A 17,934-nucleotide genomic window follows, 5' to 3' on the forward strand; every position below is an offset into this window, starting at 1 on the left:
ATATATACTTTAGATAAAGATTGTCGAAATATAAATTTGGCCTAATGTAATTTACTTCATAACAATTAATCCGTTTTAAAACACAATACCTGCTTAATACCCAGAAATTCAGCTGTTGAAACAAATCTTTTTAAGAGATTTGTGTCTTTAAAACCAAACAAGGCCCGGAATCCATCCACATGGAATCCCGAACTTTGTCATTATATATCATTATAAGTCATATGTTGCAAGGAATTGCGAGAAAATGGTTCAGTGCTCCCGCCCTACGAGATAATCCAATAAATGTCTCAAGAAGGGAATGGGTTTCGGCATCTCGTTCAATGCATCTGTAGCAAGACAATAATGCTCCCACATCTCTTTTTTCGCGCCTTCATCACCGAGAATAGACACAAAGGTTGAATTGTTGTTCCGCTCATCCTGACCTGCAGGTTTCCCAAGAATGAGGTGATTTCCCTCGAAATCCAGCAAGTCGTCCTTGATCTGGAAGGCGATCCCCGCATGATAAGCGAACTTTTTCAGCGTAGCCATCTCCGGTTCCTTCACTTGGGCAAGTATCGCTGGCATAACCAGGGCAGCTTCGAAGGCAATGCCTGTTTTGTAAAAACAGATCATGTTCAACTGCTCCAGCGTCAATGCCTTGCCTTTGGAGTTCAGATCCATCGCCTGCCCCATACACATATCCTCTGCTTTTTCAGCCGAATACTGAATGAGTTTGAGCACGGTCGCCGCATCAAAACGATCCAATGAGGATTGCTCTCCAATCGCCTTCTGGATAAGAAATAGACCGGTAAGCTCTGCTGTGGCACTATTGTGCACATGGTGCAGCGTGGAACGTCCACGCCTTGTCGAAGCATTATCCTGCGTAGGCAGATCATCAAAGATCAGGGAAGCGGTATGCATGTACTCCAATGATCTTAGCAGCGGAACGATGGATGATTCAGGTAGACCATACTCGCGCACACCCATAACCCAAGTTAATATGGGGCGTAGCCTCTTTCCGTCTCCCTGCAAACTATAATTAGCCGCATCGATCAGCGTTTCTTTCATCTCATGAAGGCCACCGGGCTTTGCAATCTGCAACTCCACATTAATCTGTTCGCGAACCGTTCGAATGGTCTGTTTGAACTCCTCTTTCTCCTGCTTGTCATTTTTCAATTGAAGCACAACCTGATCCCGTAACAATTTATCAAGGAAATCAACGTCATCTGCTTTTCGCACCATCTGTTGAACCAGTTGATTGAATTCAGGCTGCCCAGAGGCAAAGATCGTCATCACTTCATCATATTTTTGCTGCCCCAACCGTTCTTTACAACGCTTCAGACCGTTAATGGCACGATCCAGTATGACCTCGCGGGTCTTGGCGTCCGAGTTATATACATCATGGATTAGATGAGAGATGACTGCCCAATACAATTCATATGGATTAATCAAGTCGGGACGCAAATCTCGATACTTCAAATAGTACGTATACGGAGTTACTGCCTCCTCTTCCATATCGTCAAACATATCGGCAAAATCATCAGCCAACTGATTATATATCCCGTAATAGAACGTCCGCAGATCAAATCCTTCATCCACCGGTGCACTGAGAACAGACCGGACGATTAATCGGGAAGAAGAGGATTTGATAATAATCGGAATGTACAATTCTTCATTGCTATAATTCGCATTGGCTAATTTCTTGTTGCGATCGATCTCCTGAGACTGAAAGAACACATAGGATTGCTCTAAGAACGTGCGCTGTTTCTCTGGATGCTGGTAGTTCTTGATGTACTCAAATGCTTCCCGAAGCTCCGAATGTACATATTCAATCACTTCAAGGTTGCTGCCTTTCCACTCCCCCAGATCAGGTACGACCCCGGTAAGAAGTGCATCGCGTATCATCATGGAATATTGTTCTTTTTCCTGAACAGTCAAAGCTTGAGAATCCAGCAGATCATCCACAAATGGATACGTCAAACCATACGAATAACCAAGTCGAATCGCAGCATCAAATCTCCGGGCACGTTCTTCTGGTGGTGTCTGCTCATTCATCTCATCGTCCACATGAAGGACCACGCCAAGAATGATCTTGATCAGCTTCCGCTGCGCCTGCTCTGCATCCAGCTCCTTAGGGATGTTGGATGCTACATTCTTTAATTTGTTCATCACCCAGATGACAGCCGTTTCAATGTGCTCCTTCTGTCCCCACCGGTACAACGCAGCCAGACTGATATAATCAGGCTGTCCTTTGCGCCCAGTGGCAGAGCCCATAAAGTATTTTTTGGTATTCTGGACAACGTTCTGAATTCGGGTCTGCGTACCCGGAGAATCAAGGGCTTGCCCCAGATCCCGCATATAAATATAGGAGATACTCCGATCCAGGTAATCATCCAGCTTTCCTGTAGTATTCAGCCAGTGGATATATCTATGAACATCCCGGGGATCCGGTTTTCTTTTGCTAGGTGATAAAAGAGAAAGCCAGGCAAAACGATGAATATGTTTCTTTTGCCATACATGAATATCTTGGGTAAGTGCTGTCGTATACGTATTATCGTTAAGTTGCTGCATAAGAGAAGTAAAATACTGAGATGCTTTCTGCTCAGCTAGCCGATATCCTGCATCAGCCTGTTCTGTAAGTACGTTATTCATAGGGTGGATACCTCAACTTCTATTAATGTTAAACATGTATCCATGAAAGGAGATGAGGTGCTCCATGGACGAAAACTGAACTCATTTGATCGTGTATCCAACGCTTCAGCTCATGTTCATAACCTTTATACGGCGATCCAACCGTTTGGTTACGAAATCGTCATTGTTCATTCCCATATACGTGATTTTACAGAATGGAAGACCAGACTTTGACCGCTGTGATGGCGATAAGTACGATTAATGCATATCGAAGTACCCTCACATTGATCATCGAACTAACCCGTGAACCAAGGGATGCCCCGAGCAGACTGCCGATCACCGTATAGATGATGGGTTCCATCGGAATGTCTCCACCCGTAATTTTCCCTATAACGCCGCCGATTGCGGAGATAAATACAATCGCCAGTGAAGAAGCAATCGTCGTTCGTACGGGGATGTTGAGAATCGTCAGCATGATGGGAATAAGGATAAAGGCACCCCCCGCACCAACAATTCCTGATACAATGCCTACTGCAAAAGCAGTGCCTGCTGCAATCCATCGGTTAAACACCAGTGGAGCTGAGGTATCAAGTTTTCCCTTTCCGGGAATCAGCATAAGCACAATCGCCATGATCGCTAGAATGCCATAGATCAGATTAATAACCCTTCCGTCCAGATGACCGGATATGAACCCGCCAATCAGACTGCCAGCAAGAATGCTGGAACCCATGTACAGCACCAATCCGCGGTGAACGATCGCCCCACCACTTCTACCCGTTCGTACTTTTCTGCGGAATGCAATCACACCGGCAAGTGAAGCAAAAAATACTTGAAACATACTAATCGAAGATACCTGATGTGCTGAGAACGGCTCCAATCCCATCCAGGATGGAACATATAACAGCAGCGGATAATTGATAATGGCCCCACCAATACCCAACAAACCGGAGAAGAATGAACCGACCAGACCCAGTATAAACATGATGACAAAAAGCAGAAGATCCATCGGTTATGCGCTTCCTTTCGTGCAATATAAATCTCATTTCGATATCACTCAAAAGTGGTATACACAGCGAATATTATCCGTTATAATGAAAACCAAGTAAATTAATCTGAAATGAGTGATTAAGCATGTTTAACGTGTTGAAGACTCTTTTTGAAAATAAATGTCCACAGTGCAACGAAAAATTACAAGTTCATAACGATGCGTTATGCTCGACCAAAACTTGTTCTCAATGTCATTACAAAGAAGAGAGTTATGGCTCTCTCGGAGTTCGAATTGTATATGACACCACAAAATGATAAAAAGCTATAGCCTTGTTAATTGTATCACGATCTCTGAAATTTCGGGATGATTCGACAAACTTATTTCCCTCTCATATGCCACGATTACTTTATAATGAAAATACAAAAACGGTGCAAAACGAATAAATCGTTCTGCACCGTTTTTTTCTGTTTTTTGAGATGAGTTGCCTTAATTATAAAAGGGTACTTATTTAGTTTTGAAGCTGAGGAATCCATCATCTACGGCTACGGTTGTACCATTAACTGCACTGGCTGCATCACTGAACAGGAATGTAACCACACTGGCTACTTTCTCGGGTTGAATAAGCTCTCCACGCATATGTTGAGTAGCAAGTGCATCCTTCATGGCTTGGTCATCACCCAGAATCGGTGTTTCGATAAAGCCAGGTGCTACACCAACTACACGAATTCCATGCTCAGCAAGTTCCAATGCACCGGATTTGGACATCATAACAACAGCAGCCTTGGCTGCGTTGTAGTTGAAGCTACCTACTGCAGCAACACTTCCATAGATCGAAGCTGTATTTACAATGGTACCCTGTACGTTCAATTCAACCATTTTTTTCGCGCCATAATACATACCGTAGTATACACTGTGCTGATCTACATCAATGACTCTGTGATAGGATTCCGGGTCCATCTCCAGAAATGGCTTCACAAGTCCAATGCCTGCGTTATTGAAAATACCGCTTAACGTACCGTATTGCTCTACGGTCCAGTCGATCAGGGCTTTGATCTCGTCCCCTTTGGATACATCCACTTTGTACGCGCCCGCTGTTCCGCCTGCTGTCTCAATCTCTGCCGCAAGCTTCTTCGCTCCGTCTTCATTATAGTCAGCGACAACAATAGTCGCACCTTGATCCGAAAGTTGAAGTGCTGTTTCTTTACCAATACCACTGGCTCCACCTGTAATAATGATTACTTTTCCATTGTGTTGAGTCATGACTCAGCTCTCCTTTGGCAAAATATATTTAAGTGTAGTTCAAAACTTATAGTAAGTAACTATATTTTATTAACTTATATACTTATCATACGCTTCTATCCCAACCTTGTCAAACAATATAGGATAGTTACCTCTATATGTAAATAAATTCACACCATTTACATATAGGTATTATATAGTCTTGCTAGTATGAGGCTAAATATTCATCGGAATCGGCAAGCCTCTTCTCAAAATCAGGACTATCCTTACTTAGAGGCCTTCGGCTAATATCCGTTTCAAAAATTGTCCCGTATAGGATGCCTGAACTTCAGCTACCTGCTCTGGTGTGCCTGCGGCCACAAGCTCACCACCGGCTGCTCCGCCTTCTGGACCAATATCAATAACCCAATCGGATTCGCGAATCAGTTCCAGACTGTGCTCTACAACAACAACAGTATTTCCGGACTCCACCAGTTTATCCAGAAGGACATGAAGCTGCTTGATGTCTGATGGATGAAGGCCAGTAGTTGGTTCATCCAACAGATAGAGCGTATGCTTGTTGGTCTTTTTACTTAATTCTTTTGCCAATCTGATCCGTTGCCCTTCACCGCCTGACAACGTTTTGACGGATTGTCCCCACTGAAGATATCCAAGTCCAACTTCACACAGCATCTCGACAAGATCAGCGATTTTGGTCTGGATTTTCAGAAGCGGCAGACTTTCCGCCACGGACATGTTCAATAGATCAGAGATTGAGAAACCTTCATATTGCACCTGTAATACTTCTTCCTTAAACCGTTTGCCTCTGCAGTCATGGCAGGTCACTTCCAGATCAGGAAGAAAGTTCATATCTACAGATAATACACCCAGACCCTGGCAGGTTTCACAGCGGCCCCCGGGTGTATTGAAGGAGAAGTGTTTGGCCGTAAGCTTCCGTGCCTTGGCATCAGGCAAACTAGCAAACAGTTGGCGCAGGTGGGTATACACGTCCGTGTAGGTGGCAACATTAGATCGTTGCATTCTGCCCATCGGCGTTTGATCAAAAATAACGATATCACCTACGTGCTCCAAACCTGTTATCTCTTCACAACCTGTTAGTTTCTGACCTGACTCCATACCCTGTGCAAGGATATCAAATACAAGCGTAGATTTGCCGGACCCCGAAACACCCGTTACGGAGATCAGTGTGCCTAATGGAAAAGATACAACCGGAATATCGATGTTGCGCAAATGCGCTCTCCGAATAGCAAGATGCTGCCCCGTACCTGTTCTTCGGTTATAAGAGGGACTAGCCACAGATTCATTTCTCAGATACGCTCCCGTAACCGAATGTTCACTTATCATTAAATCCTCCAGGCTCCCCTCTCCTACCACTAGTCCTCCATTCAATCCAGCTCCTGGACCAATGTCAATCACATGATCTGCTGCACGCATCATCTCAATATCATGTTCAATGACAAGAACCGTATTGCCCAGATCACGCAACTCCTGAAGCACACGAATCAGGCCAACCGTGTCCCGTGGATGAAGTCCTGTCGTTGGTTCGTCCAGGATATACAGAACACCGGTTAAACCGGAGCCTAGAAGTGATGCGAGTCGCAATCGTTGGGTTTCGCCACCAGACAGGGTTACCGTTTGACGATCCATGGAGAGATAGCCAAGTCCAACATCCATAATGCGTTGCAGCTTGTTGGGCAGTTCATGAAGGATTGGATTCAGGAGGTGGTGCGCTTCAGGTGAGATTATCTCTTGTAGCCCAAGTGTCCATTCCAATACGTTGCTGAACGACCAGTTGGTTACTTCGGAGATGGAAACATCAGCTACGTGTACAGAAAGCACCTCTTTTTTTAATCGAGCTCCCTTACACTCGGGGCACCGTTGTTGATGAAAAAAACCTCCGTCTTTTTCCGTTGTGCCAGCCTCGCCTTCCTTTTCCTTATAGCGACGCCACAGTCCTGGGATCACACCTTCAAACTTGGTTCCCTGGATCGGTTTTATCGGAGGGTAATGTCGTTTGAATTGTTCGCTATCCACACCGTAATACAACAAATCACGCTCGATTTCACCGAACTCTTTCAATGGAAGATCCGCGTCGAATTCGAATCCGAAGTGTTTGCTGGCTGCAACCAGAATGCGGATCTGGATATCACGATGTACACCATTCAACGAAGCTACCCCTCCCTCTCGTACACTGAGTTCCGGATTAAATACAGCTTCTTCATTGATCGTTGCCACATGACCTAGTCCACTGCATTGTTTACAGGCTCCCTCCGGTTTATTGAACGAAAAGTGTGACATGCCCAATTTTTCAATCACCGCACTACAATGAGGACAATTCATCGTTGCATGATCCATGTACTCATCTTCCTCAGCAAGGTGACCTGCAGGTTCCACAGTTGGTGAGATGATACCATTACAAGCGGGACATAATCGCTCCCCAAGTCTGGAAAAAATGAAGCGAACGAACGTGTAAATATCTGTCACTATGCCAACCGTAGAACGTGGATTTCGATTGGTCACGTGCTGTCCCACACTAATTGATGGTGATAGTCCTGTAATGGATTCCAATTTCGGTTTGCTGATCGAATCCGATGTTAATCCCATCGATTCCATGTATTGTCTCTGGCATTCCCGTTGAAGGGTATCCATCGCCAGCGTTGATTTGCCTGAACCGGATGGACCTGTGATAACGACCAGCTTATACTTCGGAATTGAAAGCGAAATATTCTTCAAGTTGTTCTCGCGTGCCCCTTTAATCCGAATTGCGTCTCTCAAACCAATCGTCCCCTTTGCAAATAAGTACAATGTCCGTTAAAATGAGTTGAATTTATTATACGTCAATCTAGTATCTCCATAATCAATTATCTTGTTAATCTAATATCTCGATAATCAAGATATATGTCATCTTAAGAGGAGGCCTACCTTTTGTCAAGAGATCAACAGCAGCAACCTACAGCATTGCAGGAGAATTTTACATTAAGAATGCGGAGTCTGGGCACGCGCACCGTGTTATATCAGCAGCATGTGGCTGCCTCTCTGGGCTTGTACAACAACGATTTTATATCCGTCGATATCCTGCGTGAAAAAGGTCCAATTACCGCAGGTGAATTGTCAAAACTTACAGGTCTGGCTACAGGAAGCGTAACAACGTTAATTGACAGGCTAGAGAAAAATGGTTTTGTTCGCCGTGAAAATGACCCTAATGACCGCCGTAAAGTTATTATTGTTCCGTTGTATGAGAACAAAGAAGAGGTCAGTAATACGTATCTCACCCTTCATTCCGCTATGGTTGACCTCGCTTCCACATATACTGAGGAAGAACTGGCGCTTATTACAGGATTTCTGAGTAAAGCAGGAAATGTATTGGATCAACAGATTGATGATCTAAGCTCCAAGATCCGTAGCAAATCATCTTCCTGAACACTGTTAAAGTTGGATTAAAAAAAGAAAAGACGATATTCCCGATTAGTCAACATGACTTCGGTATATCGTCCTTTTTTTGTTGTTCAGATATTTTTTACATCATATTACTCGATATCATTCCAATTTTATTCGTTCCCAAGCCCGCTAAGCGGATCTTTCAAATTATTAATGTTGGTGATTAGTTCAGGAATGCCCGTCTTCTCCCAATTTTCTGCCGTAAAACCTTGCTCTGCAATTGTATTCTCGAAATTGTCTACAACTTCTGTTAATTGAGTATTGTAACTAACCAGATTTTCATGAATGCTCTCTCCTATTGCAGGAGCAGTCAACTGAGAAAATTCACTTGCTTCTGCTTGGATCAGATCGATTTTCTCCTGAATCTGCGTTGTGATCTCCGGATTATTCGCCGCACTCGATGCGAGCTCTTGCAGATCAGCCCCGGCGTTTGATACCTGTTCTATATAATCAGTAGCCCCACTCACATAATTTAAACTTTGATTGGCTTGTTCCACGACAGAACAGGCTGAAATCAGCAGAATACTTGATGCAATAAGGCCTGTCATCATTAATGTGTGCTTTCTTTTTCTTATAAACATGATCATCTCCCCTTCTCCTGATCGGAATCCTTGTTCCAAGTCCATGATACCTTTTCAGACTGCTTCATTGCAAATGAGTCTGCAGCCAACGTTATTAACATGTATAATAGTAAAATCACACGGTAAAGGGATGTCATGATTATGCTTCAAGCCTTGAACCAACGCTTGAACCGCATCATGCCACTGATTACCCCAATCAGTATTATTATTGGCGTGTTATGCGGGAGTTTTCTTTCTTCTTATACCTTTTTATCTCCTTGGCTTTTTGCGTTCATGACGTTCGCTGGAAGTATCAGTCTGGGGATACGGGATTTTGTGAACGTGCTGAAGAAGCCGTTCCCCTTGTTTGTATGTCTGTTTATTTTGCATTTGGCGATGCCTCTAATTGCTCTTGGTATGGGTCATCTGGTTTTCCCTACAGATGCGTACACCATAACGGGCCTTGTTCTGGCAGCCGTGATTCCGACAGGAATCAGCAGCTTCATCTGGGTCAGCATCTATCGGGGCAATATTGCACTTACGCTTTCCATCATCCTGATTGATACCATGCTTGCTCCTTTTGTTGTACCCGGCGTGTTATCCCTGTTAATCGGCACTAGTGTCACACTGGACACGGCAGCCATGATGAGCAGTCTGTTTTGGATGATTGTTGTACCATCCCTTCTCGGTATGCTGCTGAATGAGTGGACCAAAGGCGCCATTGTCCCGGTCTGGGGACCGAGGTTGAATCCATTATCCAAATTGTTCATGGCATCAGTCGTCGCGATTAACGGATCTGTCGTTGCACCTTACTTGGCTGATTTCAACTGGAAGCTCGCTGGACTTGCGGTCATCATTATTTTCCTGGCGTCATTCGGTTATGCACTGAGTTACTTCATCGCCCGATTGTTGGGCTGGAATGAGGCTGATCAGGTCGCTCTGGTGTTCAATGGAGGTATGCGTAATATTAGCGCAGGTGCAGTACTCGCTGTTTCTTATTTTCCGCCACCTGTTGCTGTCCCAGTCGTGCTTGGCATGGTATTCCAACAGATGCTTGCTTCATTAACAGGTTATCTGCTCGGTCGTCGCTCTCAGCTTCTGCAAAAGTCGGATAAGACATCTGCGGCCTAACAAAATACTGGAATGTAAAAAAACGCCGACACAATTGTCGGCGTTTTGCATTGGATTGCTTTTATTACTACAAGTGCTACGATAATGCTACGTTTCGTAAACCTAGTAATCAGTTCCTGAAAATGCTGCTGTTAAACCTAAAGCTAAGATAAGAATGTAAAACACAATTCCGATGGCTAACCATAACAATGATGCTTTTGCGTAATTTGCTTTGGAAGGGTTCGAATTACCAAACGCCCAAACAAACAACATGATGATGTTAACAAGTGGAATAGCCAAAAGCAATAACGTGAGCATCCAACTACCAAAACTAACTGGCTGTGATCCTGGTTTATGTACGGCTTGATTAGGAGCTGCTTGCATAATAATAAAGTCCTCCTTTCTTCATCTATATAATAGCTATCTGCTAAGACAATGTCCTTCTAAATTAGAGAAGAAAAGTTTGCCGTTAATAAAAATAACTGAAATCTCATGATTTTACAATGTAATATTTTCCATATAAAAATTAATATAATAAACTATTGAATAGCAGCATGAGTAAACCTGCTTCGCTTACTAATGATTGTCCACAATAGAAAAAAACCATCAACGAGTGATGGTTTTACTCTAATCATTTTCAGAAGTATGTTGCTGCTCATGATGCCGTACACTTATTTCGGTTGAATATATCCTTCAGCTTTAAGCAGTTCTGCGATTAGAACCGCACCACCTGCCGCTCCGCGGAGCGTGTTGTGGGACAATCCAACGAATTTGTAATCATAGAGTGAATCTTCGCGAAGTCGGCCTGTGGAGACACCCATTCCGCGTTCGATGTCACGATCCAGTTTTGTCTGTGGTCTGTTCTCTTCTTCAAAATACGTAATGAACTGTTTTGGTGCACTTGGCAGAGCCAGTTCCTGCGGACGGCCTTTGAACTGCAACCAACGCTCCAGAATTTCGTCTTTACTTGGTTTTTTCTCGAAGTTTACAAACACAGTAGCCAGATGTCCATCCGTTACTGGAACACGAATACATTGGGTTGTAATTAATGGAGCCGATGCTTTGACGATCTCATTATTTTCGATGCTGCCCCAGATCCGGAGTGGTTCCTGCTCACTCTTCTCTTCCTCGCCACCAATGTATGGAATGACATTATCGAGCATATCCGGCCAGTCCGTAAAGTTTTTACCTGCTCCCGAGATTGCTTGATACGTGGAAGCGACAACCTGAGTCGGTTTGAACTCACGCAAGGCGTGCAGCGCTGGCACATAGCTCTGAATTGAGCAGTTAGGTTTTACGGCAATAAATCCGGTTTTTGTACCCAGACGTTTGCGTTGAGCTTCAATCACATCCAGATGTCCCGGGTTAATCTCAGGGATTACCATTGGTACATCTGCTGTCCAGCGGTGAGCCGAGTTATTGGACACGACAGGTGTGCCTGTTCTAGCGTAAGCTTCTTCGAGCGCTTGAATTTCATTCTTTTTCATATCAACCGCACAGAAAATAAAATCAACCTGGCTGGCAAAAGCCTCAACCTGGGAAGCATCCTGAACAACGATTTTCTTCACAGCTTCCGGAATAGGAACTGCGAGTTTCCATCTGCCTTGTACGGATTCTTCATATGTTTTACCTGCCGAATTGGCGCTTGCAGAAATAGCTGTTACTTCAAACCATGGATGTTGATCAAGGAGGTCCACAAAACGCTGACCCACCATTCCTGTTCCTCCGACAATACCAACTTTCAATTTTGCTGACATTCAATCATCATTTCCTTTCGGTTTAAGTGATTCTTCTCTTCAAATCAATGTCATAACTCACTAAAAACGTATTATGAAATTGACTTCCTAATTAACACTATTCAGGCAATTCCAAAGCGTGTAGTCACAGCCCGGAAAAACCAAAAAATCCCATCCCCAAGACAATAGTCTCAGGGACGAGATTGAACTCTCGTGGTACCACCCAGATTCGCCAATATGTCACCATATCCGCCTCTTCAAGTAAAGGTTTACAACCATGTTGCTAGCTGTAGACCGTTCATACTCTAGCTCTGTAACAGGAGCTCCTGTCACACCATCCCTTAATGCTAAGTTCCGATGTGCTGCTCTGAGTCTTTATTCAATAAAAAGTTCTTTACTCCTTTTCAGCTACCGGAGCTCTCTTTGAAAGAATGAATTTTTATCTACTCGTCTCTTCGTCGCATTTGATATTGCGATTATAATATCAAAATTACCGTGATGAAGTAAACACATTTTTTTAGATCATGGAATTTATTCGTTATTTCCTTACTGTTTTTTGGCAACCATTGCATACGTTCCCAGTGGGCTCCCGGGCCCTGAGACATGATGTGTCTTAAGTAATTTCAGTTCGGAAAGAAGAAGTGTCTTTACTTTGTCTGGGATTGGAAGCATTTGCAGTTCCACAGGCGCTTCTTGCAGTGTCATTTCGGTTTCCCAGCGACCGTCCTGCAGCTCAGGAGAATGGATCGAAGTCTCTTCCTTAATCGTCCAGCCTGCCGCAGAGACAAGCTCTTGGATATCCTCCGGTGTAAAAAGCGTGCGCACATTGGAGAAGCTGTTCTCCTTGTAACATTCGACCTGAGACTGAATCAGAACGGATAACCAATGTGAGAGCTGGCTCACATCTGTAACTCGCGCATCCCATTCTGCAAAACATAACTGATGTCCCCACGTTCTAACCTTGCTAAGAATCTGGGCGAGTTCGTCAAACGATTTCAAGTACCAAGAACAATGGGAAAGTACGATAACATCAAACTCATTCTCGGCGAATTGAGCCTGATCACTTAGAATGTCAAAATCATAATCCATTCGAATTCGATCACCCAGTGGAGATCTCCGCAGCTTGGCTGCCGCTTCCCCTACAGTCAGCGGTGCACCATAATCCTCTGGTGCAATATCTACACCATGAACGTACCCATTCTCCCCTACCAGATGTGCAAGCACGGCCGTTGTATCTCCCTGACCACATCCGATTTCCAGAACCCGGCTGCCTTCCTGTATCCCCCAAAAGAGTCCCAGTTTCATCCGATGCTCGGTCTGAATGTACTGAATGGCGGCGTTGTCCTCCACGTCCATATACTTAATAAGGTCCCTGATGATAGATTCATTCATGATTCCTCACCCCTCAAAGAGCAACTTGGACTTCTGGCTCATTGTAGCGTTACAGAAAGCAATGTACAATGCTGGAGTCTAGACAGACAGAACCATGGTACGAGGAGACCCCGTCCTAAAGTAGATCTAAACCTCTGCTACATATCATTCTCTAGGCCCACTGGGTTGCAAGCTTCTGAAGATAGGGTGTCAGCATGGGCTGTAATTCCTTGCGCATCAGTCCGATCTCCAAGATCGCCTGAATATATCCGAATTGATCGCCTATATCGTAGCGACGCCCCTCCAGTTCAAGGGCCAACAGTTCCTCCACCTGACTTACTTCTTTCAAGGCATCCGTTAACTGATATTCCCCTCCAGCCCCTCTCTCGATCTGATCCAGGATTGGAAAGATGGAAGGTTTCAGAATGTATCGTCCCATTACAGCTGTTCGGGATGGTGCTTCTGCAAGGGATGGTTTTTCGACCAGATTGGTGACCCGGTGAACCCGGTCCTCTGCACCATTCGAATCAATGATGCCATATTTGCTCACATTTGCCGCGTCTACCTGACGGACACCGATGATCTGGTTGCCTGTCTTTTCATAAAGATGGACCATCTGTGCAAGTGCAGGCGGATCGGACACCATAATGTCATCTCCCAGCAGTACAGCGAAGGCATCATCTCCTACAAATTGCCGTGCACACCCAATGGCATGCCCCAGACCCAGCGGTTCTTTTTGACGAATAAAATGAATATTTGCCATCTCGCTGATGGCCTGCACCTCTTCCAGTAAGGACTGTTTGCCCTTGGCATATAAAGAATGTTCAAGTTCAACCGATTTATCAAAATGGTCCTCTATGGATTTTTTGTTGCGTCCGGTCACAATGAGGATATTCTCAATGCCTGATTGTACTGCTTCTTCAACAATGTATTGGATAGCCGGTTTGTCTACAATCGGTAACATCTCTTTAGGTTGTGCTTTCGTCGCTGGCAGGAAACGGGTTCCGAGACCCGCTGCCGGAATAACTGCTTTTTTAATTTGCATATCATCATACACTCCTTTCATTTGCTTCTTATAACCAATATTGCACGCTGTGGGCAGCTAAGTAGCGATACGAAACACCCAATATCTGCTGGCCATATAGTTCAGAACCATCCCCATCAAGGTCGCCAGGATTTTACTCATCACGAGACTCCAACCCAGCACATCGTGTAAAGTCATCAGAATGAGAGCGGATATAGCAAGAACGATGAGATTGGTGATTAGAAAACGAACAAGTTTCGCTCTATCGTTCCCTCCTCGTGCCGCATCTCGAAAAGTCCACCTGCCGTTCAGCCAATAACTGTTCGCAACACCGCAGCTGTACGAGATTACTTGAGCCATCAGAACCGGTACACCGACCACCGCAAGCAAAGCAAACACCACCGCATCCACTGCCGTATTTGCAACACCCACAATACCGAACTTGAAAAGTGTCACCAGACGCTTAGTCATGATGAGCAACTCGGGATGTCAATCGGGATTGCGCTTGCTGGCCCTCGGCCTGAACCACATCTCTCACAATGTATAGCGGACGTGCCTTAGTCTCATCATAGATTCGGCCAACGTACTCGCCCAGAATGCCCAGCATGATCAGGATGAATCCGTTAAACATCAGCATGATACTCACAATGGATGGCCATCCCTTAATTGTTGAATCCGTAAAGATGGCCGAAATAATAACCGTTAACATATAGATGAATCCGCCAACCGATAGGGTCGCACCTACATAACCTGCGAGCTTGAGCGGTTTATACGAAAATGAAGTAATGCCGTCCAGGCTCAGTTTCAGCATGCGTTTCAGCGGATATTTTGTTTCGCCTGCCAGACGTTCATCGCGTTCATATTCAATAGCAGTCTGACGAAATCCGACCCAACTGACCAACCCGCGCACGAACCGGTTTTTTTCTGGTAGACGTTTCATCTCATCACATACTTTGCGGTCAATCAGGCGAAAATCTCCGGTGTCCACTGGAATATCCGTATCCGTCGACGCACGCAGTACACGGTAGAACAGACTTGCCGACCATTTCTTGAAGCGAGTTTCCCCGCTTCGTCTGGTGCGACGGGCATATACGACTTCATAGCCCTCTTTCCATTTGGCGATCATATCCAGTATCAGTTCGGGAGGGTCTTGCATATCCGCATCAATAATAACGACCGCATCCCCCGCTGCATAATCCATACCTGCTGTTATCGCAATCTGATGACCGAAGTTACGAGCAAAATCAATCAGTTTTACACTCTCGTCCCAACGGGCATAATCACGGATCATCTGTGCACTTCGATCCACGCTGCCATCATTGACAAACAACAGTTCATAACTCTCTCCTGTGCTGCCCATGACCTTCTTCAGACGCCGATAAGTCTCCTCGATCACCGCTTCCTCGTTATACATGGGAATAATAATGCTGTATCGGTACGCGTGAGCCATGTTTATCCCCTCCCTTTTCCAATGGACTTCGTTCGAGATTTTCATTCTATACAAATTGAACTAAAGAATTTACACTGCACACTTCGATGACAGAACAACCTTCCAATCGCTGTTATCCCCAGATTTTTTTGATTCCCTTTATAAAGGGAAAATCCGGGGATAAAGGCGAACGCTTCGCTTTTTCAGGTTTTTCCTGTCCTCTCCGTTATCGTGTAAATGATAAGTTCAATTTATATAGCTACAATTTCACTTCGTACAAGGTGGTCTGTCCGCCGAAACCAAATCCAGCTCTGTTTCCGGTGTCTCCGTTATCCGTAGATCCGCTGTCGGTGCCTGTCTGCCATTCTGACATTGGTATCTCGGTTCCGTGCTCTTTGATCCAATCGCTAATTTCCGAGTTTCCTCCTCGGCCACCCATGCCACCAACCATGAAGTATTTCACTTGCCCGCTCTTGACGAGTTGCTCAAGTTCCTCTGTTGTGTACACCGGGTCTGATCCGGAAAAACCTCCAAGTGTAATGACCGCTGCTCTTTCATCGATGATATAAGGTGCTGCCTGATTATAGTCCGTAGTAGCGAAGAGATACGTTTCGCCTGTATTGTGCTCTTTCAGATAATTCAGTGTGGCTGTATCCACTTCTTCGTTACGGTTGCCCATTCCGCCACGTCCACCCATTGTAGGCATTTCTATGTCTCCTGCACCGTTACCCATCGGCATGCCCATTCCTGCTCCACCAAACATACCATTGGAACCAGTAGGCCCTGCTGCCGGAATCATGCTGTTGCCACCATAAGTAATTGGGGTGAATGCCCAGTAGATTGGACCGATCAGCATCACCATGAATCCCGCGATAATGAAGCCCTGTTTCCATCGATGTGTGCGATGAAGCATAACGACCAGGATGACCGTGACCAGAATGCCTACGATCAATTCACTAATGGACCAGCCTGCACCAATCGTATCGTTATACGCCTGCATGATATACCAGCCAAACTGGGTCGTCAGCAGCACGGACACCGGAAGCAACCATGCCTGCCAGCCATTGCGATCACGATATGACTTCCACATCGCTACAAATCCTGCGCCAGTCAGCGCCGCAATTGGAGGTGCAAGCATAATCAGATAATACTGATGGAAGAAACCTGCCACACTGAAAAAGGCAGCAACGGGAAGCAGCCAGGCCAGCCAGAACAAGGCCTCCTTGTGCTTGTTGGTTATATTTCTCCGTCTTAACCCTGCAAATAGGGCAATGCATCCAAGTAGCACAACGGGCAACAGCCAGCTAGCTTGACCTGACAGTTCAGTTTGGAACAGACGCAGAGGACCTTTCTCCCCTGTACCAAACATGCCGCCCATGCCACCGCCGAAATTTCTTCCGTTTGGCATTTCCATATCATTCGGCATCTGCCCGTTCGGGAAATTGCCATTCGGCCCATTCATGCCGCCCATGGCGTTCAAGCCGTTCGAACCATTCATATTATCGTTATCCGGTGCATTGACATCTTGCCCAGCGCCAGGAACACCACTATCTGTCTGATTAGGGCCTGAAGTCGAGTCTCCTCGATTGTCCCGATTATTTCCCTGTCCCACACCATTTGGCATACCTGCATTACCTGCGGTATTCTGCTGACCCGTTAGACGAGCCAGACCATTGTATCCAAAGGCGAGTTCCATGACCGAGTTTGTTTCACTGCTGCCGATATAAGGCCGCTCGTCTTCGGGTATAGAATCCACAGTGACCGCCCAGGATAAGGAAACGACCGCCAGAACCGCCGTGCTACCGATCAGCAGGATGATCTTCCTTCTCCATTTCGCCTGAAATGCGAGCAGATAGAACAAGTAAAAAGCCGGGAGAATCATGTAGGCTTGAAGCATTTTCATATTAAAGGCTATGCCTATTAACCCAAAGGCAACCAGAATGCGCCAAGTACTGCCTTGTTTGCTGCCTTTGAACAAAAACCATGAACCTAACAACAGCGTGAATACCAGCATGCTATCAATATTGTTGGTCCGGCTGACTGCGGCCACGACAGGCACAGTTGCCATCGCAAGTGCCGAGATTCGTGCTGCTGCAAGACCATATGTAGGTTTCACCATGAAATAGATCAGGAGCACCGAACCGATTCCCGCTAATACCTGCGGCAAAATAACGCTCCATCCGTGCAATCCGAATACATAGGCAAAGGCCGTCTGGATCCAGAAGACAACAGGTGGTTTATCAACAGTTACCGAGCCTGCCGAGTCGAGTGATGCATAGAAAAAGTTATGGAAGTTGCTGAGCATACTCCCAACGGCAGTCGTATAATAGGAATTGGCATATTGATCGTTCCAGATGCCGTACCCATTCAGAAATGCCGCCAGTAATACAATCGGCAGAAGGACAAGATCCATCCTTCTTTTGGTGTTA

At 45.3% G+C, this 17,934-nt stretch carries 14 protein-coding genes and 1 other annotated feature; of the genes, 2 read left to right on the forward strand and 12 right to left on the reverse strand.

Going from position 1 to position 17,934, the window contains the following annotated elements:
• Positions 1 to 249: 249 nt before the first annotated feature.
• The 4 genes from ACDJ59_RS12355 to uvrA form a co-directional block, all read right to left on the reverse strand.
• Positions 250 to 2,631 (reverse strand): polyprenyl synthetase family protein, encoded by a 2,382-nt coding sequence (locus ACDJ59_RS12355; protein ID WP_413409166.1) that lies wholly within the window; start codon positions 2,629 to 2,631, stop codon positions 250 to 252.
• 187 nt (positions 2,632 to 2,818) lie between these two features.
• Positions 2,819 to 3,616 carry a sulfite exporter TauE/SafE family protein gene (locus ACDJ59_RS12360; protein ID WP_413409168.1) on the reverse strand — a complete coding sequence of 266 codons (798 nt, stop codon included), beginning with the start codon at positions 3,614 to 3,616 and terminating at the stop codon, positions 2,819 to 2,821.
• Between the two features lie 486 nt (positions 3,617 to 4,102).
• On the reverse strand, positions 4,103 to 4,858 hold the full coding sequence (locus tag ACDJ59_RS12365) for an SDR family NAD(P)-dependent oxidoreductase (RefSeq protein WP_076318015.1): 756 nt from the start codon (positions 4,856 to 4,858) through the stop codon (positions 4,103 to 4,105).
• Positions 4,859 to 5,107: 249 nt separating this feature from the next.
• On the reverse strand, positions 5,108 to 7,612 hold the full coding sequence (gene uvrA / locus ACDJ59_RS12370; RefSeq protein ID WP_413409171.1) for an excinuclease ABC subunit UvrA: 2,505 nt from the start codon (positions 7,610 to 7,612) through the stop codon (positions 5,108 to 5,110).
• A 207-nt stretch (positions 7,613 to 7,819) separates the two neighbouring features.
• Here uvrA and ACDJ59_RS12375 point away from each other — a divergent pair, with 207 nt between their 5' ends.
• The gene (locus ACDJ59_RS12375) at positions 7,820 to 8,257 is read left to right on the forward strand and encodes a MarR family winged helix-turn-helix transcriptional regulator (protein ID WP_413409792.1); all 438 of its coding nucleotides are present in this window, start codon (positions 7,820 to 7,822) and stop codon (positions 8,255 to 8,257) included.
• Positions 8,258 to 8,385: 128 nt separating this feature from the next.
• Here ACDJ59_RS12375 and ACDJ59_RS12380 read toward each other — a convergent pair whose 3' ends face one another.
• Positions 8,386 to 8,826: a DUF6376 family protein gene (locus ACDJ59_RS12380; protein ID WP_413409174.1), complete on the reverse strand. Its 441-nt coding sequence runs from the start codon at positions 8,824 to 8,826 to the stop codon at positions 8,386 to 8,388.
• A 171-nt stretch (positions 8,827 to 8,997) separates the two neighbouring features.
• On the opposite strand from ACDJ59_RS12380, the gene ACDJ59_RS12385 reads away from it, so the two are divergent.
• Positions 8,998 to 9,966, forward strand: coding sequence for a bile acid:sodium symporter family protein (locus ACDJ59_RS12385; protein WP_074094894.1), 969 nt, complete (start codon positions 8,998 to 9,000; stop codon positions 9,964 to 9,966).
• Between the two features lie 102 nt (positions 9,967 to 10,068).
• Here ACDJ59_RS12385 and ACDJ59_RS12390 read toward each other — a convergent pair whose 3' ends face one another.
• The 7 genes from ACDJ59_RS12390 to ACDJ59_RS12420 all read right to left on the reverse strand — a co-directional run bounded on the left by ACDJ59_RS12390 (position 10,069) and on the right by ACDJ59_RS12420 (position 17,918).
• Positions 10,069 to 10,329: a hypothetical protein gene (locus ACDJ59_RS12390; RefSeq protein ID WP_340020251.1), complete on the reverse strand. Its 261-nt coding sequence runs from the start codon at positions 10,327 to 10,329 to the stop codon at positions 10,069 to 10,071.
• 287 nt (positions 10,330 to 10,616) lie between these two features.
• Entirely contained in the window at positions 10,617 to 11,702 is a 1,086-nt protein-coding gene (gene asd, locus ACDJ59_RS12395; RefSeq protein ID WP_413409175.1) for an aspartate-semialdehyde dehydrogenase, read from the reverse strand.
• A 169-nt stretch (positions 11,703 to 11,871) separates the two neighbouring features.
• Positions 11,872 to 12,149: a binding site (T-box leader), on the reverse strand.
• A gap of 78 nt (positions 12,150 to 12,227) precedes the next feature.
• Positions 12,228 to 13,073: a class I SAM-dependent methyltransferase gene (locus ACDJ59_RS12400; protein WP_413409177.1), complete on the reverse strand. Its 846-nt coding sequence runs from the start codon at positions 13,071 to 13,073 to the stop codon at positions 12,228 to 12,230.
• Between the two features lie 151 nt (positions 13,074 to 13,224).
• Positions 13,225 to 14,097: a UTP--glucose-1-phosphate uridylyltransferase GalU gene (gene galU, locus ACDJ59_RS12405; protein WP_413409179.1), complete on the reverse strand. Its 873-nt coding sequence runs from the start codon at positions 14,095 to 14,097 to the stop codon at positions 13,225 to 13,227.
• 57 nt (positions 14,098 to 14,154) lie between these two features.
• Positions 14,155 to 14,547 carry a GtrA family protein gene (locus tag ACDJ59_RS12410; RefSeq protein WP_413409180.1) on the reverse strand — a complete coding sequence of 131 codons (393 nt, stop codon included), beginning with the start codon at positions 14,545 to 14,547 and terminating at the stop codon, positions 14,155 to 14,157.
• The gene (locus ACDJ59_RS12415) at positions 14,540 to 15,526 is read right to left on the reverse strand and encodes a glycosyltransferase family 2 protein (RefSeq protein WP_413409182.1); all 987 of its coding nucleotides are present in this window, start codon (positions 15,524 to 15,526) and stop codon (positions 14,540 to 14,542) included. Before ACDJ59_RS12415 ends, ACDJ59_RS12410 begins: the two co-directional genes overlap by 8 nt.
• Before the next feature lie 238 nt (positions 15,527 to 15,764).
• Positions 15,765 to 17,918, reverse strand: a complete 2,154-nt coding sequence (locus ACDJ59_RS12420) for a glycosyltransferase family 39 protein (RefSeq protein ID WP_413409793.1) — start codon at positions 17,916 to 17,918, stop codon at positions 15,765 to 15,767.
• Positions 17,919 to 17,934: the final 16 nt, after the last annotated feature.

This window comes from Paenibacillus amylolyticus (assembly GCF_047302515.1).
Taxonomy (GTDB): domain Bacteria; phylum Bacillota; class Bacilli; order Paenibacillales; family Paenibacillaceae; genus Paenibacillus; species Paenibacillus amylolyticus_G.

Bases quoted from the DNA above. Each gene is read 5' to 3' on its own strand.
- ACDJ59_RS12385 (WP_074094894.1), top strand. From the start codon at position 8,998: ATGCTTCAAGCCTTGAACCAACGCTTGAACCGCATCATGCCACTGATT.
- galU (WP_413409179.1), bottom strand. From the start codon at position 14,097: ATGCAAATTAAAAAAGCAGTTATTCCGGCAGCGGGTCTCGGAACCCGT.
- ACDJ59_RS12390 (WP_340020251.1), bottom strand. From the start codon at position 10,329: ATGCAAGCAGCTCCTAATCAAGCCGTACATAAACCAGGATCACAGCCA.
- ACDJ59_RS12400 (WP_413409177.1), bottom strand. From the start codon at position 13,073: ATGAATGAATCTATCATCAGGGACCTTATTAAGTATATGGACGTGGAG.
- ACDJ59_RS12355 (WP_413409166.1), bottom strand. From the start codon at position 2,631: ATGAATAACGTACTTACAGAACAGGCTGATGCAGGATATCGGCTAGCT.
- asd (WP_413409175.1), bottom strand. From the start codon at position 11,702: ATGTCAGCAAAATTGAAAGTTGGTATTGTCGGAGGAACAGGAATGGTG.
- ACDJ59_RS12375 (WP_413409792.1), top strand. From the start codon at position 7,820: ATGCGGAGTCTGGGCACGCGCACCGTGTTATATCAGCAGCATGTGGCT.
- ACDJ59_RS12410 (WP_413409180.1), bottom strand. From the start codon at position 14,547: ATGACTAAGCGTCTGGTGACACTTTTCAAGTTCGGTATTGTGGGTGTT.
- ACDJ59_RS12360 (WP_413409168.1), bottom strand. From the start codon at position 3,616: ATGGATCTTCTGCTTTTTGTCATCATGTTTATACTGGGTCTGGTCGGT.
- ACDJ59_RS12415 (WP_413409182.1), bottom strand. From the start codon at position 15,526: ATGGCTCACGCGTACCGATACAGCATTATTATTCCCATGTATAACGAG.
- ACDJ59_RS12380 (WP_413409174.1), bottom strand. From the start codon at position 8,826: ATGATGACAGGCCTTATTGCATCAAGTATTCTGCTGATTTCAGCCTGT.
- ACDJ59_RS12365 (WP_076318015.1), bottom strand. From the start codon at position 4,858: ATGACTCAACACAATGGAAAAGTAATCATTATTACAGGTGGAGCCAGT.
- ACDJ59_RS12420 (WP_413409793.1), bottom strand. From the start codon at position 17,918: ATGGATCTTGTCCTTCTGCCGATTGTATTACTGGCGGCATTTCTGAAT.